Source organism: Pseudomonas sp. RL (assembly GCF_000647775.1).
Lineage (GTDB): Bacteria > Pseudomonadota > Gammaproteobacteria > Pseudomonadales > Pseudomonadaceae > Serpens > Serpens flexibilis.
This window is the reverse complement of the sequence record NZ_JBOY01000001.1, coordinates 61,905-86,980: the sequence shown is the minus strand read 5'-3', so window position 1 is coordinate 86,980 and position 25,076 is coordinate 61,905. Positions and strand designations below refer to the sequence as shown.

The window sequence follows — 25,076 nt, the reverse complement described above, 5'->3', positions numbered from 1 at the left end:
CATTTACTCTAAACCAGGCATACACAGGCGCGCCTGCCGGCCGCCACATAACAAGGAGACGTGCCATGCCTGCCGATCTGGCCTTTGCCGCGGACGCCGCTGCCTCGACCCAAGCCTCGCTGGAGGGTCTGCTGGCTCGCCAGCGCAGCGCCTTCCTCGCCGATCCCAACCCCAGCGCCGAACAGCGCCGCGCCTGGCTCAACGCCCTGCGCCGGCTGCTCGTGGACGAGCAGGAAGCAATCATCGCCGCCATCAGCCAGGACTTCGGCAACCGCAGCGCCGATGAAACCCGCATGGCGGAGATCATGCCCAGCGTGCTGGGCATCCATTACGCCAGCAAGCACCTCAAGGGCTGGATGAAGCCGTCCAAACGCAGTGTCGGGCTGCCCTTCCAGCCGGCCGCCACCCGGGTGCTCTACCAGCCGCTGGGCGTGGTCGGCGTCATCGTGCCGTGGAACTACCCGCTGTTCCTGGCCATCGGCCCGCTCACCGGCGCGCTGGCCGCCGGCAACCGGGTGATGATCAAGATGAGCGAGTCCACTCCGGTCTTCTCCCAACTGCTCAAGGAGCTGCTGGCGCGCATCTTCCCCGAGGACCTGGTGGCGGTGGTCACCGGCGAGGTGGATGTCGGCGTCGCCTTCTCCAGGCTGCCGTTCGACCACCTGCTGTTCACCGGCGCCACCAGCGTCGGCAAGCACGTGATGCGCGCCGCCGCGGAGAACCTCACCCCGGTGACCCTGGAGCTGGGCGGCAAGTCGCCAGCAATCGTCTCCACTGACGTGCCGATGAAGCACGCCGCCGAGCGCATCGCCTGGGGCAAGACCCTGAACGCCGGGCAGACCTGCATCGCGCCCGACTATGTGCTGGTGCCCGAATCGCGGGTGGAGGAGTTCGTTACCTGCTACCGCGAAGCAGTGCAGCGGTTTTTCCCGCGCCTGGCGGACAACCCCGACTACACCTCGATCATCAATGAGCGCCAGCTGCGCCGCCTGGAGGGCTACCTGAGCGACGCCGAAGCCCAGGGGGCCCGTCGCGTGCCGCTGTTCGCCGAGCACCAGGCCCGCCGCCTGCCGCACTGCCTGCTGCTTGACACCCGCGATGACATGCAGGTGATGCAGGAGGAGATCTTCGGCCCGCTGCTGCCGGTGCTGCCCTACCGCAGCCTCGACCAGGCGCTGGACTACATCAACGACCGCCCGCGCCCGCTGGCGCTCTACTACTTCGGCTACGACAAGGCCGAGCAGCAGCGCGTACTGGAGAACACCCGCTCGGGTGGCGTGTGCCTGAACGACACCCTGTTGCACGTGGCCCAGGACGACGCGCCATTCGGCGGCGTCGGCGCCTCCGGCATGGGCCACTACCATGGCCGCGAGGGCTTCCTGACCTTCAGCACCGCGCGCACGGTGTTCAGCAAGCAACGCTTCAACGCCGCCCGGCTGATCTACCCGCCGTACGGCAAGCTGCTGCAGAAGCTGGTCTACCGGCTATTCATCCGCTGAGCCGGAGGATTGACCATGACCACCCTGACCGCACCTGTCATCGGCCGCCGCAGCCTGCTCAAGATCGGCCTGCTCGGCAGCGCCGTGCTGGCCACCGCCGGCGTCACCGTCGCGCTGGTGGATCGTTTCGCCAGCGCACCTGCCGAGGGCTACCAGGCGCTGCGCCCCGCCGACCTGCCGGTCCTCGCCGCCCTGGTGCCGGTGATGCTGGAAGGCGCCGTGGAGCTGCCCCGCCTGGCGGACGCCTCGGCCGCCACCGTTCAGGGGCTGGATCATCAGCTCGCCCACCTGTCGCCGGAAATGCTCAAGCTCACCCGACAGATGCTTGACGTGCTGGCACTGCCGGTCACCCGGGGGCCGCTGACCGGCATCTGGGGCGGCTGGGAAACGGCCAGCCCCGAGGCGGTCCGCAACTTTCTCGCCCGCTGGGAAAACAGTTCGCTGGCGTTGCTGCGCATGGGTCATGCCTCGCTGCTGCAGTTGGTGATGATGGCCTGGTACGCGCGCCCGGAATCCTGGGCGCGTTGCGGCTACCCCGGCCCGCCGACCGTCTGAATCCCGGCCATAACAAGAACACGAGGGCGCCTCTGCCATGCCTGTACCCGATCTGTTCGCCGACGGGATTGCCCGCGGCTGGAAAACCCACGACGGCTCGCGTCTGGAAAACGACCTGACCCTGGAAACCGATGTCGTGATCGTCGGCAGCGGGGCCGGCGGCGGCACCAGCGCGGAAATCCTCAGCGCCGCCGGTTTGAAGGTGCTGATCGTCGAGGAAGGCCCGCTGAAGACCAGCACCGACTTCCGCATGCAGGAAAGCGAGGCCTATCCGGCGCTCTACCAGGAAGGCATCGGCCGCATGAGCAAGGACGGCGCCGTGACCATCCTGCAGGGCCGCGCGGTGGGCGGCACCACGCTGATCAACTGGACCTCCAGCTTCCGCACCCCCGAGCCGACCCTGGAACACTGGGCCCGCGAACATGGCGTACGTGGTCTGAGCGCGGCGGAAATGGCCCCCTGGTTCGAGCGCATGGAACAACGCCTGGGCGTGCAACCCTGGGCCATGCCGCCGAACGCCAACAACGATGTGCTGCGCGCCGGTTGCGAGAAGCTCGGCTACCACTGGGCGGTGATCCCGCGCAACGTTAAGGGCTGCTGGAATCTCGGCTACTGCGGCATGGGCTGCCCGGTGAACGCCAAGCAGTCGATGCTGGTCACCACCCTGCCGGCGACGCTGGAACAGGGCGGCGAGCTGCTCTACATGGCGCGCGCCCAGCGTCTGCTGATCGACGGCGACCGGGTGGTCGGCCTGGAATGCCAAGGCATGGACGCACGCTGCGTCGAACCCAGCGGCCGGCGCGTCCTGATCAAGGCGCGTCATTACCTGCTGGCCGGCGGCGGCATCAACACCCCCGGGCTGCTCATGCGCTCCGCCGCGCCGGATCCGTACCAGCGCACCGGCAAGCGCACCTTCCTGCATCTGGTGAACTTCTCGGCGGCACAGTTCGAGCAGGTCATCAACCCCTTCTACGGCGCGCCGCAATCGGTGTATTCAGATCACTTCCAGTGGCAGGACGGCGTCAGCGGCCGCATGTCCTACAAGCTGGAAGTGCCGCCGCTGCACCCGGCGCTGGCCAGCACACTGCTCGGCCGCTTCGGCGTAGACAACGCTCTGCGCATGGAGCAACTGCCACACACCAACATGATGCTGGCGCTGATGCGCGACGGCTTCCACCCGAACAGCGCCGAAGGTACCGTCGAGCTGCGCGGCGACGACACGCCGGTACTCGACTACCGCATCACCGATTACACGTGGGATGGTCTGCGTCGCGCCTTCCATCACATGGCGGAGATCCAGTTCGCCGCCGGCGCCAAGGCGGTGTTGCCGCTACATGCCGACGCCGGTTACGTCAGCAGCCTCGGCGAGGCGCGCACGCTGATCGATGGACTGCGCCTGGAGAAATACCGCACCCGCCTGGGCTGCGCCCACGTCATGGGCGGCTGCGCCATGGGCGAGGACCCCCGCCAGGCGGTGGTGGACAGCCTCGGTCGCCACCATCAGCTGGAGAACCTGTCGATTCACGACGGCTCGCTGTTCCCCACCAGCATCGGCGCCAACCCGCAGCTGTCCATCTACGCCCTGACCGCCAAGCTCAGCGCCGCGCTGGTGGAACGGCTGGGCGCCTGATTACGGAACGCCGCTCGGCTCGACTTCCCCTGTGGGGCCGCGCGGCGCACCGAAAACCCCGCTTTTTCGCACACAGACTCACGGCAACGCGGCGCATCCGGCGCTTTGCGGGACAAATCCCCTGCGTTACCATCCGCGCTTCTCAACCCAGCAGGACGTCGCGATGAACCGTGTGCTTTACCCGGGCACTTTCGACCCCATTACTCGAGGCCATGGCGATCTCATCGAACGCGCCTCGCGGCTGTTCGAACAGGTGATCGTCGCGGTCGCCGCCAGCCCGAAGAAGAACCCGCTGTTCTCCCTGGAGCAACGGGTAGAGCTGGCCAAGGAAGTCACCAAGCACCTGCCGAACGTGCAGGTGGTGGGCTTCTCCACCCTGCTGGCGCACTTCGTCCGCGAACAGCAGGCCAACGTGCTGCTGCGCGGCCTGCGCGCGGTGTCCGACTTCGAGTACGAATTCCAGCTGGCCAACATGAATCGCCAACTGGTGCCCGACGTGGAGAGCATGTTCCTCACCCCGTCGGAGAAGTACTCCTATATTTCCTCGACCCTGGTGCGCGAGATCGCCTGCCTTGGCGGCGACATCAGCAATTTCGTCCACCCGGCGGTGGCCGAGGCGCTGGCCCAGCGCTTCAAGGGCTGATACCCGGCGCCGGTGCTGCGCACCGCGCGCCAATCCGGCACAATTCGCCGCAAACTGGTCACGTAGTCACGGCTGGGCGCCGTGACGGGAGCTGTAGCATGTCCCTGAAAATCACCGACGACTGCATCAACTGCGACGTCTGCGAACCCGAATGCCCCAACGGCGCCATCTCCCAGGGCGAGGAGATCTACGTCATCGACCCCAACCTGTGCACCGAATGCGTCGGCCACTACGACGAACCCCAGTGTCAGCAGGTGTGCCCGGTGGACTGCATCCCGCTCGACGAAAACAACGTCGAGAGCAAGGACGAGCTGATGCAGAAGTACCTGATCATCACCGGCAAGGCCTGAGCCTGGCACGGGACACCAAAGCCCGCCTGATGGCGGGCTTTTTGTTGCTGATGAGTCAACCCTCGCTGACGATGCGCTTGCGCCGCAGCGAAATCCACAGCGTCAGCATCAGCAATCCCGCCGCCGCAGCCAGGCTGACCGCATTGAACCCGGTTTCGAGCGCTTGCTTGGCGAACGCCAGCATGGCTTGCCCCTGCGCCATTCCCTGTGCGGCCAGATGCGCCTCATCCAGGCTGCTGCCAGCGGCAACGGCATAGTCGCTGCCCCGCAGCACGGCCAGATAGACGCCGGTCATCAGCGAGCCAAACAGCGTCACGCCCAGTGCACCACCGAACTCAAAGGCCACACCCTCTAACGAGCCAGCCATGCCGGCCCGTTCGGCGCTGACATGGCTGATGACCAGCGAGCCGGATGCCGTCAGGCTGGAGCCGACGCCAACGCCACATAGCGCCAGCGCGATGATCTGCAGGCCGACCGCGCCGTCCCGCAGCAGCACATGGCTCGCCAGCCCCAGGACGGTCATCAACAACCCGGCCAGCAGCACCCGCAGCACACCGATGCGGCCAATAACGAAGCCCGCCAGCGGACCGGCGATAAACGAACCCAGCGAAACCGGCAACACGAACGCGCCCGCAGCCAGCGGGCTTTTTTCCAGCACCAGTTGCAGCCGCTGACTGAGCGCCAGCTCGAAGCCGATGAGCGTCAATGACGCGACCAGCGCCACCAGAATGCCGGTGGCGATCTGCGGCGTCCCCAGGATGCGCAGGTCTACCAGCGGGAAGGGCAGCCGCAACTGGCGGCGCACGAACACCGTCAGGCCCAGGACCCCAAGGCCCAGTGCGCCCGCCGCCAGCGCCAGACTGGGTTCGGGCTGGGCAAATTCCTTCATGCCGAAGGCCAGCGCCACCATGCCGACCGTGCTCTGCACACAACTGAGCCCATCGATCGGCTGGCTCGATTGACCCGGGTAGGCCGGCACCAGCAGCAGCGTACTGGTCACTGCCACGGCAATCACCGGCACGTTGATCAGGAATACCGAGCCCCACCAGAAGTGTTCCAGCAGAAAGCCCCCGAGCAGCGGCCCCACCGCCGCGCCGCCCGAGGCAATCGAGCCCCAGATGCCAATGGCCAGCGCCTGCTCCTTGGGATCGTGGAAGGTCAGACGAATCAGCGCCACGGTGGCGGGAATCATCGCCGCGCCGCCAATCGCCAGCAGCGCCCGCGCCAGGATCAGCACCTGCGCCGACGGTGCGAACGCCGCCAGCAGGGACGCCGCGCCAAACGCCAGCATGCCGAACACGAACACCCGCCGTTGCCCCAGGCGGTCACCCAGCGCGCCGAACACCGGCATCAGCCCGGCCATGCCCAGCGAATAGGCATTCAGGATCCACAGTTTTTCCGAGGCGGTGGTCTGCAGAGCCTGCGCCAGGCTGGGCAGCGCGGTGTACAGCACCGTCATGTCGATCACCACCAGGAACAGGGCGGCGGAAACGATGACGAGGGTGAGCCAGCGGCGGGATCCGCCCATGCCGAGTTCCTTTTGATAGTGCGCAAAGCCTGGCGGAACGAAGCCTGCCGATTCGTCGCAAAGCGATTTTCGGGGACAGCCCTGCGCTACCACAAGGGCAGCAACCGGACCAGAAAGAAGAAAGCCCGGCAAACGCCGGGCTTTCTCTGAAGCGCCTTACGGGCTGGCTATCAGCCGTCCAGCAACGCCTTGTCGCGCACCGCGCCCTTGTCCGCGCTGGTGGCCAGCAGGGCATAGGCCTTGAGCGCCGTGCTCACCTTGCGGGCGCGCGGTTGGGCGGGCTTCCAGCCCTTCTTGTCCTGCTCGGCGCGGCGGGCAGCCAGCTCGTCATCGGACACCAGCAGGTTGATGCTGCGCTGCGGGATGTCGATGAGGATCTTGTCGCCGTCCTTAATCAGGCCGATGGCGCCGCCGGACGCGGCTTCCGGCGAGGCGTGGCCGATGGACAGGCCCGAGGTGCCGCCGGAGAAGCGGCCGTCGGTGAGCAGGGCGCAGTCCTTGCCCAGGCCCTTGGATTTCAGGTAGCTGGTCGGGTAGAGCATTTCCTGCATGCCCGGGCCGCCCTTCGGGCCTTCGTAGCGGATGATCACGACGTCGCCGGCCTTCACTTCGTCGCCGAGGATGCCCTTCACGGCGGCATCCTGGCTTTCGAACACCTTGGCGGTGCCTTCGAACACGTGGATGGATTCGTCCACGCCGGCGGTCTTCACCACGCAGCCGTCCAGGGCGATGTTGCCGTACAGCACGGCCAGGCCACCTTCGGTGGAATAGGCGTGCGCCACGGAGCGGATGCAGCCTTCGGCGCGGTCCAGGTCGAGGCTCGGCCAGCGGGTGTTCTGGCTGAACGCGGTCTGGGTCGGGATGCCGGCCGGACCGGCCTTGAAGAACTCGTGCACGGCCGGGTCACTGGTCTGGGTGATGTCCCACTGGGCGATGCCCTCGGCCATGGTCTTGCTGTGCACGGTCGGCACGTCGGTGTGCAGCAGGCCGCCACGGGCCAGCTCGCCGAGGATGGAGAAGATGCCGCCGGCGCGGTGCACGTCTTCCATGTGGTACTTCTGGATGTTCGGCGCCACCTTGCACAGCTGCGGCACACGGCGGGACAGACGGTCGATGTCGCGCAGGTCGAACGCTACATCCGCCTCCTGGGCGGCGGCCAGCAGGTGCAGGATGGTGTTGGTGGAACCGCCCATGGCGATGTCCAGGGTCATGGCGTTCTCGAAGGCCTTGAAGTTGGCGATCGAGCGCGGCAGGGCCGATTCGTCACCCTCGCCGTAGTAGCGCTGGCACAGCTCGACGATCAGGCGGCCGGCGCGCAGGAACAGCTGCTCGCGGTCGGCGTGGGTGGCCAGGGTGGAGCCGTTGCCCGGCAGGGCCAGGCCCAGGGCTTCGGCCAGGCAGTTCATGGAGTTGGCGGTGAACATACCCGAGCAACTGCCGCAGGTGGGGCAGGCGCTGCGCTCGTACTCGGCGACCTTCTCGTCGGAGCAGGAGCTGTCGGCGGCGACCACCATGGCGTCCACCAGGTCCAGGCCGTGGGCGGACAGCTTGGTCTTGCCGGCTTCCATCGGGCCGCCGGAGACAAACACCACCGGAATGTTCAGGCGCAGGGCGGCCATCAGCATGCCGGGGGTGATCTTGTCGCAGTTGGAGATGCATACCAGCGCGTCGGCGCAGTGGGCGTTGACCATGTATTCCACGGAGTCGGCGATGATCTCGCGGCTGGGCAGCGAATACAGCATGCCGTCGTGGCCCATGGCGATGCCGTCGTCCACGGCGATGGTGTTGAATTCCTTGGCCACGCCGCCGGCCTTCTCGATCTCGCGGGCGACCAGCTGGCCCAGGTCCTTCAGGTGCACGTGGCCGGGCACGAACTGGGTGAAGGAGTTGGCGATGGCGATGATCGGCTTCTTGAAGTCTTCGTCCTTCATCCCGGTGGCGCGCCACAGGGCGCGGGCGCCGGCCATGTTGCGGCCGTGGGTGGAGGTTTTCGAGCGGTAATCGGGCATGACGGGGTCCTGCTGAAGGCTAATCGGCGCGGCACGGCTGGCCGCATTGTTCTGCGTAAGGTGAGCGCGACAGGCGCCGAAGGGCAATCAACGGTGACGAGTTGCCGAGGACGGGGGGCCTGGTGGTCGAGCGGGATCGCCGCCGACCGGGCCACGCGGGCTCACGGGTCCGCCTGGATGGACAGGATGCCCGGGATTCTAAGCCCATGCACCGCGCGGGCGGAAGCCACTGAGCGCCGCCCGGTCAGTCGGCGGGGGCCAGGCGCAGGCGCGCGGCGCGCCGGCGCAGCAGCTCTATGGTCACCAGCAGGGCGATGGAGAACAGGATCAGCAGGGTGGCGATGGCCAGAATGCTCGGATTGATCTGCTCGCGCAGCCCCGAGAACATCTGCCGCGGAATGGTGCGCTGCTGCGGCCCGGCGAGGAACAGGATGACCACCACCTCATCGAACGAGGTGATGAAGGCGAACAGCGCGCCGCTGATCACTCCGGGCCGGATCAGCGGCACGATGATGTCGAAGAACATGCGCCACGGCGTGGCACCCAGGCCCAGCGCAGCGCGCGCCAGGCTGTAGTCGAAGCCGGTCAGCGCGGCGGTCACGGTGATCACCACGAACGGCGTGCCCAGCGCGGCATGCGCAAGGATCACCCCCAGGTGGGTGCCGGCCAGGCCCAGGCTGGAATAGAAGAAGAACATGCCGGCGGCGGTGATGATCAGCGGCACTATCATCGGCGAGAGCAGCAGGGCAGTGATCAGCCGGCGCATCGGCATGTCGGCACGCGCCAAGCCGAGCGCCGCACAGGTACCCAGCACGGTGGCCAACGCCGTGGCGAAGAGGCCGATGATGAAGCTGTTCCTGATCGCCAGACGCCAGCGCGGATCGCTGAACACCTGCTCGTACCAGCGCAGCGAGTAGGCCTCCGGCTGCAGGGTGAGCATGCCTTCGGTGAAGCTGAAGAACGGCTCGACGTTGAACGACAGCGGCACGATCACCAGGATCGGCAGGATCAGGAACAGCAGCACCAGCCAGGCGCCGAGTCTCAGCAGCAGACGCCCCAGGTGATGCCAGAAACCGTAGTACGCGGGTGTGCTCGCCATGCGCTACCCCAGTCGTATGTTGCCGGCGCCGACCAGGCGGTCGTACAGCCAGTAGAGCAGCAGGATCAGCGCCAGCAGCAGCGAGCCCAGCGCGGCGGCCAGCTCCCAGTTGTTCGAGCGCTGCATGTGGAAGGCGATGATGTTGCTGATCATCTGCCCGTCGGTGCCACCGACCAGTGCCGGGGTGATGTAGTAGCCCACCGAGATGATGAACACCAGCAGCGTGCCGGCGCTCAGCCCCGGCAGGGTCATCGGGAAGTAGATGCGTGCGAACGCCGGCAACGGCCGGGCGCCCAGCGACAGGGCGGCGCGCAGGTAGCTGGGGTCGATGCCGCGCATCACGCTGTACAGCGGCAGGATCATGAACGGCAGCAGGATGTGGGTCATGGCCACCACGGTGGCGAACGAGGTGTAGAGCATTTCCAGAGGCTGGTCGAGCAGCCCGCTGCCGGTCAGCAGCGTGTTGATCACCCCATTGGTCTGCAGCAACGCGATCCAGGCGGTGGTGCGCACCAGCAGCGAGGTCCAGAACGGCAGCAGCACCAGGACCAGCAGCAGGTTGGCGCGGTGCTCGGGCAGGCTCGCCAGGTAGTAGGCCAGCGGGTAGCCGAGCAGCGCGCAGAGCAGGGTGATGACCAGCGCCAGCTTGAGGGTCTTGGCGTACAGCTGCAGGTAGATCTGCGTGTCCTGACGGACCCGCAGGCCCTGTTCGGCGTCCACTTCCAGGTCCAGCGCGGTCAGGTAGTAGTCATAGGTGTAGACGCGGCCGGCCCGCTCGATGGCCCGCCACAGTTCCGGCTTGCGCCAGTTGGCGTGGCTGTCCAGCAGCGTGGCCACGCCCTCCGTGGCCAGCGCCGGCTCATCCAGCCGGCCGAGGCGCCGCGCGGTGCTCTTCACCACGCTGGACATGCCGGCATAGGCGCGGTTGAACTCCTCGGCCAGGCGCCCGGACTGGCGCTCGCGGTTCAGCGCGTACAACTCCTCGACGAACCGTTGCAACGCCGGCTCGCCGGGCAGGCCCTGGCCATCCCACTGGCGCAGTTCGACCAGGGTGTGCGGAATCATCTCCGCCACCGCCGGGTGGTACAGGCTGCGCCACAGCATGCTGCCGATGGGCACCACGAAGCTGAGCAGGATGAACAGCAGCAGCGGCAGCACGAAGGCCAGCGCCAGCAGCCGCTTGCGGCGGCGCACGACGGCGGCCTGGCGGGCTTCGCCGGCGGTCAGGGCATGCAGTAGCGCGCTACGACTGGGCATGGCGTCTCCCTGGCCCCGCCGCGGGCGGCGAGGCCGGCACGGTTCAGCGCAACAACCACTCGTTGAACTTCTCGCCCAGCGATTCGCCGTAGTCGGCCCAGAACTCGGAGCCGGCCTGGATGCCCTGGTCCAGGTGCGCGGTCGGCAGGTGCGGGGTGGCGCTCTGGTCGGCCAGTGGCATGGAGGATTTGCGGGTCGGGCCGTACGCCACGTCGGGCATGCCGGCCAGCGGCTTGGAGCCGGTGGCATAGGCGATGAACTTCAGCGCCAGTTCCTTCTTCGGCGAGCCCTTGACGATGGCCCAGGCGTCCAGGTCGTAGACATGGCCGTCCCAGACGATCACGAACGGCTTGTTCTCCTGGCGGATGGCGTCGTAGAAGCGCCCGTTGGCCGACTGCACCAGCACCGCGCCGCCGTCGTTGAGCAGTTGCGGCGCCTGCGACCAGGAGTCGAACCACACCAGATCGTTGCGGATGCTGTTCAGCTTGTCGAAGGCGCGCTGCTGGCCCTCGGCGGTCGCCAGCACCTCGTAAACATCCTCGGGCGCCACGCCGTCGGCCATCAGCGCCCACTCCAGGTTGACCTGCGGGCGCTTGCGCAGCGCGCGCTTGCCGGGAATCTTCGCGGTGTCGAAGAAATCCTCCAGGCTGGCCGGCTTGGCGCCGCCGATGGTGCGCTCGTTGTAGGCGAACACCACCGACCAGACAATGTTGCCGACCGCGCATTCGCTGGCCAAAGCCTCGGGGATGAAATCCTGGGCGGCCGGCGTGCCATCGACGCCGGGCGGCAGGATGTCGCGCGGAATGTCCTCCAGCAGGCCCTCGGAGCAGGCGCGCTCCAGGTCGATGACCTCGAAGTCGACCACATCCCACTGGATGTTGCCGGACTCGACCTGCGCCTTGATCTCGGCCACGCCGCCCGTGTAGTCCTCGAACAGCACGCGCACGCCGGTCTCCTTCTGGTACGGGTCGATGACGTGCTTCTTCTGCGCCGCGCCGTAGGCGCCGCCCCAGGACACCACGGTGAGCGATTCCTGGGCGAGTGCGGCGCCGCTGCCGGCGGCGAGCGCCACGGCCAGGAGCAGATGGGGCAGGTGTTTCGGTGGTCTAGCCATTGCGGTGACTCCTTGGCCGGGAGGCCGTGTGGGGGTAGTCAGGGCGTCGTGGCGACTGCCGGTCGGTCCAGCGCCTGGCTGTCTTCCGGCAGCCAGGCCAGGGTGACCTCTTCCCGTGCGCGCAGGTGCGGTGCCGAGCCGTCGTTCAGGCTCTTGACCACCAGCGGCGTGCCGCCGGCGGTGGTGAAGTGGTAGCGGATGAATTCGCCTACGTAATGGCGATCGACGAAGCGGGCCTGGATGCGGTTGCCGACGGCGCCCAGGCGGTCAGTGAAGGTGAGCTTCTCGGGGCGTACCGAAACGGTGGTGGCGGCTCCCGGCGTGGTGCGATTGGCCTTCAGGGTGCGCACCCGCGTGCCGTCGTCCAGGCGCACGCTGACGCTGTCGGCTTCGACCGCCTCGATGACCCCGCCAAGCTTGTTGCTCTCGCCGATGAAGTCGGCGACGAACAGGTTGGCCGGCCGCTCGTAGAGGACGTTGGGGGGCGCGCACTGCTGTACCACGCCCTCGTTGAACACGGCGATGCGGTCGCTCATGGTCAGCGCCTCGGTCTGGTCGTGGGTCACGTAGATCACCGTGAACTCCAGCTGCGCGTGTAGACGCTTGATCTCGAACTGCATCTGCTCGCGCAGCTTCTTGTCCAGGGCGCCCAGCGGTTCGTCCATCAGGACGATGTCCGGGGCGAAGATCAGCGCACGCGCCAGCGCCACGCGCTGCCGCTGTCCCCCGGAGAGCTGCGCCGGATAGCGCCCGGCGAATCCCTGCAGCTCGACCAGCGCCAGGTATTCGTCGACCCGCGCGCGGATCTCGGCGGCCGGCCGTTTGCGCAACTTGAGCGGGTAGGCGAGGTTCTCGCGGAGGGTCATGTGCGGGAACAGCGCGTACTGCTGGAAGACCATGCCGATATTGCGACGGTAGGGCGGGATGCTGGTGATGTTGCGGCCGTTGATGAGGATCTCGCCGCTGGTCACGTCCTCGAAGCCGGCAAGCATCATCAGGCAGGTGGTCTTGCCGGAGCCGGAAGGGCCGAGCAGGGTGATGAATTCGCCGCGCGCCACCTCCAGGCTGAAGTCCTTCACCACCAGCGTCTGCTGGTCGTAAGTCTTCTTCACGTTGGAGAAGGTCAGGAACGCCGTATCCGCGCCGTGGCTCGCCATGATCCGTCATCGCCCTCAGGCTGCCGGCAAGCCGTGCCGGCAGCGGTCCGTTTCCGGCTAAGACTAGACCAGCGACGCCGGCGCGCCTCGGGCTCGCTCCGAGGCGCAGCGACAGGGTGGATCAGGCGTTGGGCAGGATCCGGCAGGTCAGGCTCTTGATGTAGCGGGTTTCCGGGATGGCCGGATGCACCGGATGGTCCGGGCCCTGGGCGCCGCGCTCGAGCAGTTGGATGTTGCGGTCCAGGTGGCGGGCGCTCTGCAGCAGGATGTTCTGCAGATCGTCCTCGGGCAGGTGCATGGAGCAGCTGGCGCTGACCAGGATGCCGTCCTTGTTGAGCATGCGCATGGCCATCTCGTTGAGGCGGCGGTAGGCAGCCTCGCCGTTCTTCAGGTCCTTCTTGCGCTTGATGAACGCCGGCGGGTCGGCGACCACCACGTCGAAGCGCTCCTCGGCGGCCTTGAGCTCCTTGAGGGCGGCGAACACGTCGCCCTCCACGCAGGTGACCTTTTCGGCCACGCCGTTCAGCGCGGCGTTGCGTTCCACGCCGTCCAGGGCGAAGGCCGAGGCGTCCACGCAGAACACCTCGCTGGCGCCGAAGGCGGCGGCCTGCACGCCCCAGCCGCCGATGTAGCTGAACAGGTCGAGCACGCGCTTGCCCTTCACGTAGCCGGCCAGGCGGGCACGGTTCAGGCGGTGATCGTAGAACCAGCCGGTCTTCTGTCCGGCCAGCACCGGCGCCTGGAACTTCACGCCGTTCTCTTCCAGGTCGACCCACTCGGGCACCACGCCGAAGGCGGTGTCCACGTAGCGCTCCAGGCCTTCGGCGTCACGGGCGGCGGAGTCGTTCTTGAACAGGATGCCGCGTGGCTTGAGCACCTGCACCAGCGCCTCGATCACCGCGTCCTTGTTGCGTTCCATGGTGGCGCTGGCCAGCTGCACCACCAGGTGGTCGCCGAAGCGATCCACCACCAGGCCGGGCAGGAAGTCGGAGTCGCCGTACACCAGGCGGTAGCAGGGCTGCTCGAACAGCCGCTCGCGCAGGCTCAGGGCCACCTGGATGCGGTGCACCAGCAGGGACTTGTCCAGCGTGTGGCCGGTGTCGCGCGACAGCAGGCGCGCGCAGATCAGGTTGTTCGGGCTGACACCGACGATGCCCAGCGGCTTGCCGTTGGCCATTTCCAGGATCGCCTGGTCGCCGGGCTGGAAGCCGTTCAGCGGCGTGGCTGCCACGTCCACCTCGTTGCTGTAGACCCACAGGTGGCCGGCGCGCAGACGGCGTTCGGCATTGGCTTTGAGGCGTAGGCTGGGCAGGGACATGGCGGGCGGGCTCCGGGTGGGGGGCGGGCATTATACAGGCCCTGCATGCCGGGCCGCGCGCCGGTGTGCCGTAGGCCCGTATGCCCGGACATTCAGTGACATAACATCAGAGCGCCAGCCCCGCCGAGGCAGGATAAAATGCCGCGCATCTCTCTTCGGACTAGCCGCCATGTCGCCTGAAATCTCCACCGAACAGCTTCGGGGCATCCTGCAGGGCATCAGTGTTCCGCCCCAGCCGCAGATCATGGTCGATCTGCAGATGGAGCAGATGCAGCCCTACCCGGACGTCAACAACATCGCGCGCCTGATCAGCCAGGACCCGGGCCTGTCCGGCGCCCTGCTGAAGCTGGTCAATTCGCCGTTCTACGGCCTGTCCAACCGCATCAGCTCGATCCAGCGCGCCATCAACCTGCTGGGCACCAACACGGTGATCAACCTGATCAACGCCCAGGCCATCAAGGGCGCCCTGGACGACGACGAGATCGTTGCCCTCAACGGCTTCTGGGACAGCGCCCAGGATATCGCGCAGACCTGCCTGATGCTGGCCAAGCGCATCGGCTTCCAGTCGTCGGACGAGGCCTATGCCCTCGGGCTGTTCCACAACTGCGGCATTCCGCTGATGCTCCAGCGCTTCCCCAATTACTTCGAGGTCCAGGAGGAGGCGTATTTCCGCGCGTCGGGGGACAACCGCGTGGTAGACACAGAGAACCGCCTGCTCAACACCAACCATTCGGTGGTCGGCTATTTCATCGCCCGTTCCTGGCGGCTGCCGGAGCGAGTCTGCGAGGCGATTGCCAACCATCACAACGCCCGTTCGATCTTTACCGACGACTCCACCCGGCACACCCAGCTGAAGAACCTGCTGGCGATCCTCAAGATGGCCGAGCACATCTGTGGCTGCTACCGCATCCTGGGCCGCCAGGAGGTGGATCACGAGTGGGAAAGCCTGAGTGCGCTGGTGCTCGACTATGTCGGCCTGAGCGAATACGACTTCGACAACCTGCGTGAGGCGGTGAAGGAAGCGGGCATCGGCGGCAGCTACTACTGAGTCGTACACCCTCGGTACACTGCCGGCCCGCTTTTCACAGTCGTATCGCCATGCCCGAACTACCCGAAGTCGAAACCACCCGCCGCGGCATCGAGGCGCATCTGCTCGGTCAGCGTGTCAGCCGCGTGCTGGTGCGCGAGTGCCGACTGCGCTGGCCGATTCCCGAGGATCTCGACGCGCGCCTGTCCGGCCAGCGCATCCTGCGGGTCGGCCGGCGCGCCAAGTACCTGCTGATCGAGGCCGAGGCCGGCACGCTGATCGTCCACCTGGGCATGTCCGGCAGCCTGCGGCTGGTGGAGCAGGGCCTGCCCGCCGGTCGCCACGAGCATGTGGACATCGAGCTGGAGTCCGGACTGGCGCTGCGCTACACCGACCCGCGCCGCTTCGGCGCCCTGCTGTGGAGTCCTGAACCGCTGCAGCATGTGCTGCTGCAGAAGCTCGGCCCGGAACCGCTGACCGAGGCCTTCGACGGCGCCCGGCTGTTCGAGCTGTCACGCGGCAAGACCATTGCGGTGAAGCCGTTCATCATGGACAACGCGGTGGTGGTCGGCGTCGGCAACATCTACGCCAGCGAGGCGCTGTTCGCCGCCGGCATCGACCCGCGCAAGCCGGCCGGCACGATTTCCCGGCCCCGCTACGAGCGCCTGGCCGCCGAGATCAAGCGCATCCTGGCCATCGCCATCGAGTGCGGCGGCACTACGCTACGCGACTTCGTCGGCGGTGACGGCAAACCCGGCTACTTCCAGCAGGAGCTGTTCGTCTACGGGCGTGCCGGAGAGTTCTGCAAGGTCTGCGGCGGCACGTTGCGCGAGGTGCGTCTCGGCCAGCGTTCCAGCGTGTACTGCGGGCGTTGCCAGCGCTGAGCCGCGCATTATGATGGCCACCTGACAAGAAGAACCGAGGTCGTTGGATGTCCGGTAATTTTCTGCCGCCCAATCCGTTCGCCGAAACACTGGGCCGCTGCGTGCTGAAACTGATGGGCTGGCGGGTCGAAGGCCAACTACCGGCGCTCGACAAGTTCGTGATGATCGGCGCCCACCACACCTCCAATTGGGACTTCGTGGTGTTCATCGCCGCCAAGTTCGTGCTGCGCGTCAACGCGCGCTGGTTCGGCAAGCACAGCATCTTCCGCTGGCCGTTCCGCGGCATCCTGCGGCGCTGGGGCGGCATTCCCATCCGCCGCGACCAGGCGGCCAACGTGGTTGAGCAGGCCGTGCAGAGCTTTCGCGAGCACGCCCAGTTCATCCTGATCCTGTCTCCGGAAGGCACCCGCAAGCGGGTGGAGCGCTGGAAGACGGGCTTCTACCATATCGCCCGCGGCGCCGGGGTGCCGGTGGTGCCCGGCGCACTGGACTACGTGAACAAGCGCATCGTCATCGGCGCGCCGTTCTGGCCTACCGGTGACGAAAAGGCCGACCTGCGCAGCCTGCTGGCGTTCTTCAAACCCTACGTGCCGAAAAAACCCGAGTACGCGTTCCACGGCGATTGAAGGGCGTCACGCTGGCGCACGGGTGAGCGAGCTATAGTCGCGGCACCCATCACCCGCCGAAGGACCGCCCCATGACCCCGTTTCGCTCCCTGGCCGCCGCCCTGGCGCTGACCACCGGGCTGCTGAGCCTGCCGGCCCAGGCCAACCCCAGCGGCGACCCCCTCTACAACGCCGATGCCCCACCGGCCTACGCGATGATCGGCGACCTGCTGATCGCCCGGCCGCTGCTGATCGCCGGCACCGTCATCGGCACCGGGGTGTTCATCGTCAGCCTGCCGTTCACCCTGCTCGGCGGCAATGTCGGCGACGCAGGCCAGGCGCTGGTGGTCGAGCCGGCCAAGGCCGCCTTCGTGCGCTGCCTGGGCTGCACCGAGAGCGGCTATAAGCGCGACTGATCAGCCACGCACGTTCCGCCGCCCAGCGCACTTAGCCCAAAGCCTACGCGCCCGCTCTGGCCGGGCGCTTCCCGCCCCGACACTTCCCGGCTAGGCTGTGCGTCGCCCGTTTCGTGGGCGTTCCTTTTTCGGCGGATTGGCGACGTGAAGCAGTATTCGAAATCCCTTCTCATCCTGGCGGGCATGGCGGCCCTTGGCTGGTCGTTCTGGTCCAGTTCGGGCTGGCTGCAGCTGTGCGCTGGCCTGGCCCTGTTTCTGTTCGGCATGCAGTGCCTGGAGGAAGGGCTGCAGGAGCTGGCCGGCGGCAAGCTGGAACAGCTGCTCGGGCGCAGCACCTCGACGCCCTTCCGAGCCCTGTTGTTCGGTACCGGCGCCACCTTCCTGCTGCAGTCCAGCACCCTGGTGTCGCTTCTGACCATCGCTTTCCTGAGTACCGGCCTGATCCAGCTGGCCGGCGGCATCGCGGTGATCTTCGGGGCCAACCTGGGCGCCACCAGCGGCATCTGGTTGCTGGCCATGGCCGGCCAGAACCTCAGTCTGTCGCCGCTGGCCCTGCCGCTGCTGGTGTTCGGCGTGCTGGCCAGCTTCACCGGCCCGGCCGGCAAGGGCGGTGGCCGCATCCTGCTGGGCATCGCCTTCATCTTCCTGGCCATCGACCAGATCAAGGGCGGCTTCGCCAGCTTCGGCGATGCCATGGACCTGACCGCCTACAGCGGCGGCGGCTTGCTCGGCACGCTGCTGTTCACCGGCATCGGCATTGCCATCACCGTGGTGCTGCAGTCCAGCCACGCCACCCTGATGCTGACCCTGGCGGCCCTGGCCGGCGGCCAGGTCGGCCTGGAACAGAGCCTGGCGATCGCCATCGGCTCCAACGTCGGCAGCGCGGTGACCACCGGCGCCATGGGCATGCTGGGCGGCAACCGCAGCGGTCAGCGCCTGGCCCTGGCCCACGTCATCTTCAACGTCAGCAGCGCCCTGGTCAGCCTGACGCTGTTCGTGCCGCTGACCTGGCTGGTGCTCTGGGGCACCGGCCTGCTCGGCCTCGGCAATAACAGCCTGATCCAGCTGGCGCTGTTCCACACGCTGTTCAACGTGCTGGGCGTGCTGCTGTTCTGGCCGTGGCAAAAGGCGTTCGCCGAGCTGCTGGCGCGCCTGCTGCCCGAGTTACCCGAACCGCGCGTGTTGATCACCGAGATGGCGTCCGCCCAGGCGGAACCGGAGCGCACCCGTGCCCGCTACCTGGTGGAGGGCGCGCTGAACTCCGCGGATGCCGCCGCCAGTGCCGTGGCTCAGGAGCTGCAGCACCTCGAACGCCTGAGTCTGGAGGTGATCTGTCACGCCCTGTACCTGCCGGTCGATCAGCTCTATGGACCGCAGATAGACGAAGCACTGGTCGCCGCGCGCCCGGATCTGCACGGACTGGATGCCGACGGCCTCTACCAACGGCACATCAAGGGCGTGCATGCCGACCTGCTGAGCTTCATGGGCCGCCTCGACCTGCCCCTGGACGAACCTCACCAGGCCTTCTGGATCTCCGGCCAGGTCGCCGCCCTGCAGCTGGTGGATGCGGTCAAGGATGCCAAGCACCTGCAGAAGAACCTCGGTCGTCACCTGGGTCGCGAGGACTCGGCCATGCGCCGCGCCTATGTGGAACTGCGCCGGCATCTGCTCAACGCGCTGCGCGAGGTGAATGAGCTGAACCGCTCCAACCTGCCGGAGGCACAGTGGAACGCCCGGCTGCGTCTGCTCGACGACACCGCGGCGAACTTCGACGCCCGCTTCCGTCAGCGGCTGTTCGCCGGCATCCGTTCCGGGGAGCTGGACGGCCTGCAGACCAGTTCGCTGATGAACGACCTCGGCTACACCAGCCGCATCATCCAGAGCCTGCGCAACGTCCTGCTGATCAGCGAGGGTCACGAGCTGTCCCGCCAGTTGCGCGCCCTGTTCGGCCAGCAGCAGGAACCCCTGATCCAGCTATCCTGATCGCCGGGCCGGGCGTCGCCGCGACGCCCGGCCGGAAGCGAGCGCTTGACAGCTCCCGGTGGCGCTCCCAGCATGTGCAAAAAAACGCACGAGGCGTTCAAAATGACTGCCAGTGGGATTGCCGACTCCGCCGTTGAACGCTTCGCCGCCCGCGAGCGGCAGCGTTTTCTCGATAGCCATCCCGCCAGCGTTCGGCTGGCCGAGCGCGCGCGCCACAGCCTGTATGGCGGCGTGCCCATGCACTGGATGAGCGACTGGTCCACCCCGGCGCCGCTGTTCGTGGCCGAGGCGCGCGGAGCTCGCCTGCTCGACGTGGACGGCCATGAATACCTGGATTTCTGCCTGGGCGACACCGCCAGCATGTTCGGCCATTCGCCGGCGCCCATCGCCCGCGCGCTGGCCGAGCAGGGTGCCCGGGGACTGGCCACCATGCTGCCCGGCGAGGACGCCGTGCGCGCCGGCGAACTACTGGCCGGGCGCTTCGGCCTGCCCTGCTGGCAGGTAGCCGGGTCGGCCAGCGACGCCAACCGCTTCGTGTTGCGCTGGGCGCGAGCCATCACCGGCCGCAAGGTGATTCTGGTGTTCGACGGCTGCTACCACGGCAGCGTCGACGAAACCCTGGTGCGCGGCCGCGAAGGCCGCACGGTACATCGCCCCGGGCTGATCGGCCAGGCACGCAACCTGACCCAGCACACCCGCGTGGTGCCGTTCAACGACCCAGCCGCCCTGGAGGCCGCTTTGAGCCAGGGCGACATCGCCGCGCTGCTCTGCGAACCCGCGATGACCAACATCGGCCTGGTGCTGCCCGAGGCGGGCTTCCTGCAGCAGGCCCGGGAGCTGACAAGCCGTTATGGCAGCCTGCTGATCCTCGATGAAACCCACAGCCTGTCGGCCGGCCCGGGTGGCTGCACCCGTGCCTGGGGCCTGAAGCCGGACTTCCTCACCCTCGGCAAGGCGATTGCCGGCGGTGTGTCCTGCGCCGTGTACGGTTTCAGCCGCGCCATGGCCCAGGCCATGCAGCTGGCCCAGCAGCATGCCCGCGAGCCGCTGGCCGCTCCGGAGATCAATGGCCACGGTCACAGCGGCATGGGCACTACCCTGGCGGCCAATGCGCTGGCCATGCACTGCCTGCGGGTCAACCTGGAGGAGGTGATGACCGACACCGCCTACCAGCGGATGCTGGGCAGTGCCGCGCAGCTGGCCGAGGGACTGCGCGATCTATTTGCCGCCCACCGGCTGGACTGGACGACCAGCGAGCTCGGCGCACGCTGCGAGTTCCAGTTCCGTGTCCACCCACCGCGCAATGGGGCCGAGGCCGAAGCCGCCTTCCACGACGCGCTGCAGCAGGCGCTGCATCTCTACCTGATCAACCGGGGCGTGCTGATCACCCCCTTCCACAACATGCTGCTGTGCAGCCCGGAAACCGGGCCCGACGAGGTGCAGCGCCTGCTGGGCGCGCTCGACGAGGGGCTTGGCGAGCTGCTGGCACTCCCCGGCGCCCGAGGCTGAACCGGAGCGGACAGGAGGTCCCATGCGTTTTGCCGATCCCGCGGAGGCCGAAGCCTTCCTTGCCACGCATCCCGAGGTGCGCCTGGTCGAACTGTTCCTCATCGACAGCAACGGCGTGCCCCGCGGCAAGCTGCTGCACCGCGACGAGCTGCTGGCGATCTACCGCGACGGTCGGCCGCTGCCCAGCACCATCCTCGGCCTGACCATCAACGGTGAGGATGTCGAGGAGACCGGGCTGGTCTGGGAAGTCGGCGATGCCGACTGCTGGAGTTATCCGCTGGCGGGCAGCCTCTGCCTGCAGCCCTGGCGCACTCAGCCCACCGGCCAAGTGCAGGTCAGCATGCATCCCGAGCAGGGCCGCCCGGCCAGCCACGCCGACCCGCGCCACGTGCTGGCTCGGGTCGTCGAGGCGCTGCAGGCTGACGGCTATCAGCCGGTGATGGCGGCCGAGCTGGAGTTCTACCTGCTGGATCGGCGCGAGGATTCGCAGGCCGAGCCGCAGCCGGCCCGCCAGGACAACGGCCTGCGCCCGCAGAGCGTGCAGGTCTATGGGGTCTACGAGCTGGAGCAGCAACAGGCGTTTCTCGATGACCTGTACGCCGCCTGCGAGGCACAGGGCCTGCCGCTGCGCACGGCGATCTCCGAGTACGCACCGGGCCAGCTGGAGCTGACCCTGGAGCATCGCTTCGATGCGTTGCAGGCGATGGACGAAGCCGTGCGCTACAAGCGCCTGGTCAAGGGCGTGGCGCATCGGCACGGCAAGCAGGCCTGCTTCATGGCCAAGCCGTTCGCCGCACGTGCCGGCAACGGTCTGCACCTGCATGTCAGCCTGGCCGACGCCGCAGGACGCAACCTGTTTGCCAGCGAGCATCCGGCCGGCACGCCGCTGCTGCGCCAGGCGCTGGCCGGCATGCAGGCCACATTACTGGAGTCCCTGGCGCTGTTCTGCCCGCACGCGAACTCGTTCCGACGCTTCCAGGCCCACAGCTACGCGCCGCTGAACTGCAGCTGGGGCGTCAACAACCGCACCGTCAGCCTGCGCATCCCCGGCGGCCCGCCCGCCAGCCGGCATATCGAACACCGCATCTGCGGCGCCGACGCCAATCCCTACCTGGCCGCTGCGGCGGTGCTGGCCGGCGCGCATCTCGGCCTCCGCGAACGCCTGGATCCCGGCGAGCCAGTGACCGGTAACGGCTATGCCCAGGGCCAGCCCGCCTTGCCCTGCGACTGGCTCAGCGCACTGGACAGCCTGGAGGCCTCCGCCTGGGCGCGGCAGGCGCTCGGAGCCGATTATCTGCGTGTCTACCTGGCCATCAAGCGCGAGGAGTACCGGCAGTTCATGGCCGAAGTGGGCGAACAGGACTGGCGCTGGTACCTCGGGCAGGCGTGACGGGCTGACCGGCACGACAGCCCTATAAGACTGATAGGCAATTGACAGGCGACAGAATGCCGCACCTCAGGTATTGTTCCGCCCGTTTTCCGCAATAGAGCTGGTGTACCACGATGGACTACCCCGCCGGAGTCTCCGAACTCTCGATGTCGGTGCTGATGACCCCCGACAAGGCCAATTTCTCGGGCAATGTGCACGGTGGCGTGCTGCTCAAGTACCTGGACGAAGTGGCCTACGCGTGCGCCAGCCGCTACGCCGGCCGTTACGTGGTGACCCTGTCGGTCGATCAGGTGATGTTCCGCCAGCCCGTGCATGTCGGTGAACTGGTGACCTTCATGGCCTCGGTGAACTACACCGGCCGCACCTCCATGGAGATCGGCATCAAGGTCATCACCGAGGACATTCGCCAGCGTTCGGTACGCCACACCAATAGCTGCTTCTTCACCATGGTGGCGCTCGACAGCAGCGGCAAGCCCACCGCCGTGCCGCCGCTGGAACTCAAGACCCGCGAACAACGCCGCCGCTTTGCCCAGGCCGAACAGCGCAGGCGCATCCGCGCCGAGCTGGAGCAGCGCTACAAGGCGCTGCGCGAAGGCCAGCCGGACCTCTGAGCCTCAGGGGTCGGGCGACTCCGCCACACCATCCACCACCAGGCGGTTGCGCCCCAGCTGCTTGGCCCGATACAGGGCCAGGTCGGCACGCTGGAAAACCTCGTCGGCCGCCTCTTCATCGGGGCCAAAGCAGGCCAGACCGGCGGACAGGGTGACTGGCAACCGCTCACCCTTGAAGTGGAAGGGACAGGTCTGGATGCTCGACAGCAGGTCCTCCAGCAGCAGGCGGCCGGCAGGCAGATCGTAGCCGGGCAGCAGCAGCACGAATTCCTCGCCACCGTACCGTGCAAGGAATCCACCCGTCGGCATGCGCCGCTTGATGATTTCCGCGATCAGCTTGAGCACCTTGTCACCGGCCAGGTGGCCAAAGCGGTCATTGACCTGCTTGAAGTGATCCACGTCCAGCACCGCCAGTGCCAGCTCGCCGCCCTGTTTGCGCCGGCGCTCCAGCGCCTGCTGTACCTCGGCGTTCCAGGCCGTGCGGTTGGCCAGCCCGGTGAGCGGGTCACGCAGCGCCTCGCGCCGCTGCTCGTTGAGCTGGTCGCGACAGACCTCCGCCTCGCGCTCGAGCTCCATGATGCGCGTCGACAGTTGCTGCAACGATGCCGTCAGGGCCAGGTCGCGCACCTCGCGCTGCGAACGCTGCTCGGCAAGCCCATCCAGCAGCGCCTCCAGCCGACAGGAGATGCTCTGCTTGAGGGCCTCCAGGTCCGTCGCACCGCTCACGGCCGCCTGCATGTCGTCCACCTGGCGCCGCAGTGACTGGTCGAGATCCTCGGCCAACGCGGAGCCCTCCGCCCTCTCGGCGCCAAGGCTTTCCAGGCCGGTCTGCAACTGAGCCAGGCGTTCGTTGAGTCCGGTCAGGAAATCCAGCAACTGCAGCTGATCTTCGCCCGCCTCGAGTACCAGCTCGCCCAACCCATCGACCAGACCGATCAGCGCGTCCGTCTCGACCTCGCCGTGCAACCGCCCGAGCAGCCGACGCAACTGGATCTGGTACTTCATGGGCAACGCCGACTGGCTGAGCAGGGCGCGCAAGACCTCGGCGAAACCATCAATCAGGGGCTGCGGCGTGATAGCGAGGACCGGGGTGGCCTCCTGGCTGCCCAGCAAACGCTTGAACAGGCCCGCCGACGGGTTGCGCTGGGCGAGTGAGTGTTCGATCACCTGCCACTGCAGGTCGCCGAAGGCCTTTTGCAGCGCCACCAGTTCGACCTGCTGGGGGAGCGCCCCGGTCAGGTTGCGGGCAAACTCGCCGATGGCCTCGCGCAAGGCCGGTGGCAGCGACTGCCCCTCCAGGCGTGCCACCTGGGCGGACAGCGCCACCAGTTCCCGGCTCATGCGACTGGCTCGCAGGTATTCGCTTTCCGCCAGCACGTTTTCCAGGCGGGGCAGCAGGGCGCGCAGACCGGACAGCGTTTCCTTGCCGCGTAGCGCCTGGCGCAGATCGCGCAGGCACAGCTCGATGGCCGGCGCAGGATCACGGATGGCCAGGGTGCAACGCACCAGGGTGCGGCGCAGCAGGTCGATTTCGGTCAGCAGCGCCTGTTCGCGCAGGCGCTGCTGCTGTTCAAGGGACGGGTGGGCAGTCTGGCCGTCAAGGGTGCGCGTCATGCGGGTCACTCGCGCCGCTGGGGAAGCTGGTCGACCGAACCGTGCGGCAGACGAATGTCCACCGCCACCGGCAGGTGGTCGGAAATCGGCGCGTCCAGCACCTCGACCCGCTCCAGCCCCAGCTCCGGGCTGAGCAGGATATGGTCCAGACAACGCTGCGGGCGCCAGCTGGGGAACGTGGCGCACACCTGGGGAGCGATCAACCCGAGATCACGCAGCGGCGAATGCTCGAGCAGCTCCACCGCCTGGGTATTCATGTCGCCCATCAACACCATGTGACGGAAGTCGCCGAGCAGTTCGCGGATGTAGGACAGCTGGCGGGTGCGCGCGCGCGCGCCCAGTGCCAGATGCATCATCACCACCGCCAGGGCGTCCGGACCCTCGCCGAAGCGCAGCAGCATGGCGCCGCGCCCGGCGGGGCCGGGCAGCGGATGGTCTTCCAGATGCTGCGGGCGCAGGCGGCTGAGCACGCCGTTGCTGTGCTGGGCGAAACGACCGAGGTTGCGATTGAGCTGCTGATACCAGTAGGGGAAATCGCCGAGCTGCGCCAGGTGCTCGACCTGGTTGACGAAACCCGAGCGCAGACTGCCGCCGTCCACCTCCTGCAAGGCCACCAGGTCGTAATCGGCCAGCAGCTCGCCGATGCGCTGCAGGTTCATCCCGCGCCCGGCGTGTGGCAGCAGGTGCTGCCAGCCGCGGGTCAGGTAGTGGTGATAGCGCTGGGTGGAAATGCCCACCTGGATGTTGAAGCTGAGCAGGCGCAGGCGCCCGTCCGCCGGCAGGCCCGCGGGCTTGCCGCTGCGGGGATTGACGCGCGGTTCACGTTGCGAAGGAGCTCTCACGATACGCTGTCTGAGCATGATCGGAACCGCGCCACT

Annotated in this window: 22 protein-coding genes; 13 read left to right on the top strand and 9 right to left on the bottom strand. The window is 67.4% G+C overall.

All coding sequences use genetic code 11. From position 1 onward, the window contains the following. Positions 1 to 65: 65 nt before the first annotated feature. The 5 genes from AS93_RS0100430 (at position 66) to AS93_RS0100410 (ending at position 4,677) form a co-directional block, all read left to right on the top strand. Positions 66 to 1,499: a coniferyl aldehyde dehydrogenase gene (locus tag AS93_RS0100430; RefSeq protein WP_027588735.1), complete on the top strand. Its 1,434-nt coding sequence runs from the start codon at positions 66 to 68 to the stop codon at positions 1,497 to 1,499. 9 nt (positions 1,500 to 1,508) lie between these two features. Continuing rightward, the gene (locus AS93_RS0100425; RefSeq protein WP_027588734.1) at positions 1,509 to 2,054 is read left to right on the top strand and encodes a hypothetical protein; all 546 of its coding nucleotides are present in this window, start codon (positions 1,509 to 1,511) and stop codon (positions 2,052 to 2,054) included. A 37-nt stretch (positions 2,055 to 2,091) separates the two neighbouring features. Beyond that, on the top strand, positions 2,092 to 3,684 hold the full coding sequence (locus AS93_RS0100420; RefSeq protein ID WP_027588733.1) for a GMC family oxidoreductase: 1,593 nt from the start codon (positions 2,092 to 2,094) through the stop codon (positions 3,682 to 3,684). A gap of 163 nt (positions 3,685 to 3,847) precedes the next feature. Continuing rightward, on the top strand, positions 3,848 to 4,327 hold the full coding sequence (coaD, locus tag AS93_RS0100415) for a pantetheine-phosphate adenylyltransferase (protein WP_027588732.1): 480 nt from the start codon (positions 3,848 to 3,850) through the stop codon (positions 4,325 to 4,327). Positions 4,328 to 4,425: 98 nt separating this feature from the next. Next, complete coding sequence (locus AS93_RS0100410) at positions 4,426 to 4,677, top strand: YfhL family 4Fe-4S dicluster ferredoxin (protein WP_008568547.1); 252 nt, start codon at positions 4,426 to 4,428, stop codon at positions 4,675 to 4,677. Between the two features lie 55 nt (positions 4,678 to 4,732). Here AS93_RS0100410 and AS93_RS0100405 read toward each other — a convergent pair whose 3' ends face one another. The 7 genes from AS93_RS0100405 to AS93_RS0100375 all read right to left on the bottom strand — a co-directional run bounded on the left by AS93_RS0100405 (position 4,733) and on the right by AS93_RS0100375 (position 14,159). After that, positions 4,733 to 6,205, bottom strand: a complete 1,473-nt coding sequence (locus AS93_RS0100405) for an MFS transporter (RefSeq protein ID WP_027588731.1) — start codon at positions 6,203 to 6,205, stop codon at positions 4,733 to 4,735. 170 nt (positions 6,206 to 6,375) lie between these two features. After that, positions 6,376 to 8,214 carry a dihydroxy-acid dehydratase gene (gene ilvD / locus AS93_RS0100400; RefSeq protein ID WP_027588730.1) on the bottom strand — a complete coding sequence of 613 codons (1,839 nt, stop codon included), beginning with the start codon at positions 8,212 to 8,214 and terminating at the stop codon, positions 6,376 to 6,378. Between the two features lie 244 nt (positions 8,215 to 8,458). Then, on the bottom strand, positions 8,459 to 9,313 hold the full coding sequence (locus AS93_RS0100395; RefSeq protein ID WP_027588729.1) for an ABC transporter permease: 855 nt from the start codon (positions 9,311 to 9,313) through the stop codon (positions 8,459 to 8,461). A gap of 3 nt (positions 9,314 to 9,316) precedes the next feature. Next, entirely contained in the window at positions 9,317 to 10,549 is a 1,233-nt protein-coding gene (locus tag AS93_RS0100390) for an ABC transporter permease (RefSeq protein WP_027588728.1), read from the bottom strand. 64 nt (positions 10,550 to 10,613) lie between these two features. Beyond that, positions 10,614 to 11,684, bottom strand: a complete 1,071-nt coding sequence (locus tag AS93_RS0100385; protein ID WP_027588727.1) for an ABC transporter substrate-binding protein — start codon at positions 11,682 to 11,684, stop codon at positions 10,614 to 10,616. A gap of 38 nt (positions 11,685 to 11,722) precedes the next feature. Next, positions 11,723 to 12,841 carry an ABC transporter ATP-binding protein gene (locus AS93_RS0100380; protein ID WP_027588726.1) on the bottom strand — a complete coding sequence of 373 codons (1,119 nt, stop codon included), beginning with the start codon at positions 12,839 to 12,841 and terminating at the stop codon, positions 11,723 to 11,725. A gap of 121 nt (positions 12,842 to 12,962) precedes the next feature. Continuing rightward, entirely contained in the window at positions 12,963 to 14,159 is a 1,197-nt protein-coding gene (locus tag AS93_RS0100375; RefSeq protein ID WP_027588725.1) for a class I SAM-dependent rRNA methyltransferase, read from the bottom strand. 169 nt (positions 14,160 to 14,328) lie between these two features. Here AS93_RS0100375 and AS93_RS0100370 point away from each other — a divergent pair, with 169 nt between their 5' ends. The 8 genes from AS93_RS0100370 to AS93_RS0100335 all read left to right on the top strand — a co-directional run bounded on the left by AS93_RS0100370 (position 14,329) and on the right by AS93_RS0100335 (position 22,584). Continuing rightward, positions 14,329 to 15,207 (top strand): HDOD domain-containing protein, encoded by an 879-nt coding sequence (locus AS93_RS0100370; RefSeq protein ID WP_027588724.1) that lies wholly within the window; start codon positions 14,329 to 14,331, stop codon positions 15,205 to 15,207. 50 nt (positions 15,208 to 15,257) lie between these two features. Continuing rightward, complete coding sequence (gene mutM, locus AS93_RS0100365) at positions 15,258 to 16,070, top strand: bifunctional DNA-formamidopyrimidine glycosylase/DNA-(apurinic or apyrimidinic site) lyase (protein ID WP_027588723.1); 813 nt, start codon at positions 15,258 to 15,260, stop codon at positions 16,068 to 16,070. A gap of 47 nt (positions 16,071 to 16,117) precedes the next feature. Next, on the top strand, positions 16,118 to 16,696 hold the full coding sequence (locus AS93_RS0100360; protein ID WP_027588722.1) for a lysophospholipid acyltransferase family protein: 579 nt from the start codon (positions 16,118 to 16,120) through the stop codon (positions 16,694 to 16,696). 71 nt (positions 16,697 to 16,767) lie between these two features. Beyond that, positions 16,768 to 17,091 (top strand): hypothetical protein, encoded by a 324-nt coding sequence (locus AS93_RS0100355; protein ID WP_027588721.1) that lies wholly within the window; start codon positions 16,768 to 16,770, stop codon positions 17,089 to 17,091. Between the two features lie 144 nt (positions 17,092 to 17,235). Beyond that, positions 17,236 to 19,074: a Na/Pi symporter gene (locus tag AS93_RS0100350; protein ID WP_027588720.1), complete on the top strand. Its 1,839-nt coding sequence runs from the start codon at positions 17,236 to 17,238 to the stop codon at positions 19,072 to 19,074. A gap of 102 nt (positions 19,075 to 19,176) precedes the next feature. Continuing rightward, complete coding sequence (locus AS93_RS0100345; protein WP_027588719.1) at positions 19,177 to 20,583, top strand: aspartate aminotransferase family protein; 1,407 nt, start codon at positions 19,177 to 19,179, stop codon at positions 20,581 to 20,583. A gap of 22 nt (positions 20,584 to 20,605) precedes the next feature. After that, complete coding sequence (locus AS93_RS0100340) at positions 20,606 to 21,973, top strand: glutamine synthetase family protein (protein WP_027588718.1); 1,368 nt, start codon at positions 20,606 to 20,608, stop codon at positions 21,971 to 21,973. Between the two features lie 113 nt (positions 21,974 to 22,086). Beyond that, entirely contained in the window at positions 22,087 to 22,584 is a 498-nt protein-coding gene (locus AS93_RS0100335; protein WP_037008239.1) for an acyl-CoA thioesterase, read from the top strand. Between the two features lie 3 nt (positions 22,585 to 22,587). On the opposite strand, the gene AS93_RS18485 is transcribed toward AS93_RS0100335, so the two are convergent. Together AS93_RS18485 and AS93_RS0100325 are read right to left on the bottom strand one after the other, a co-directional pair. Then, on the bottom strand, positions 22,588 to 24,198 hold the full coding sequence (locus AS93_RS18485; protein ID WP_051587290.1) for a GGDEF domain-containing protein: 1,611 nt from the start codon (positions 24,196 to 24,198) through the stop codon (positions 22,588 to 22,590). A 5-nt stretch (positions 24,199 to 24,203) separates the two neighbouring features. After that, positions 24,204 to 25,058 (bottom strand): endonuclease/exonuclease/phosphatase family protein, encoded by an 855-nt coding sequence (locus tag AS93_RS0100325; protein ID WP_027588716.1) that lies wholly within the window; start codon positions 25,056 to 25,058, stop codon positions 24,204 to 24,206. Between the last annotated feature and the right edge of the window lie 18 nt (positions 25,059 to 25,076).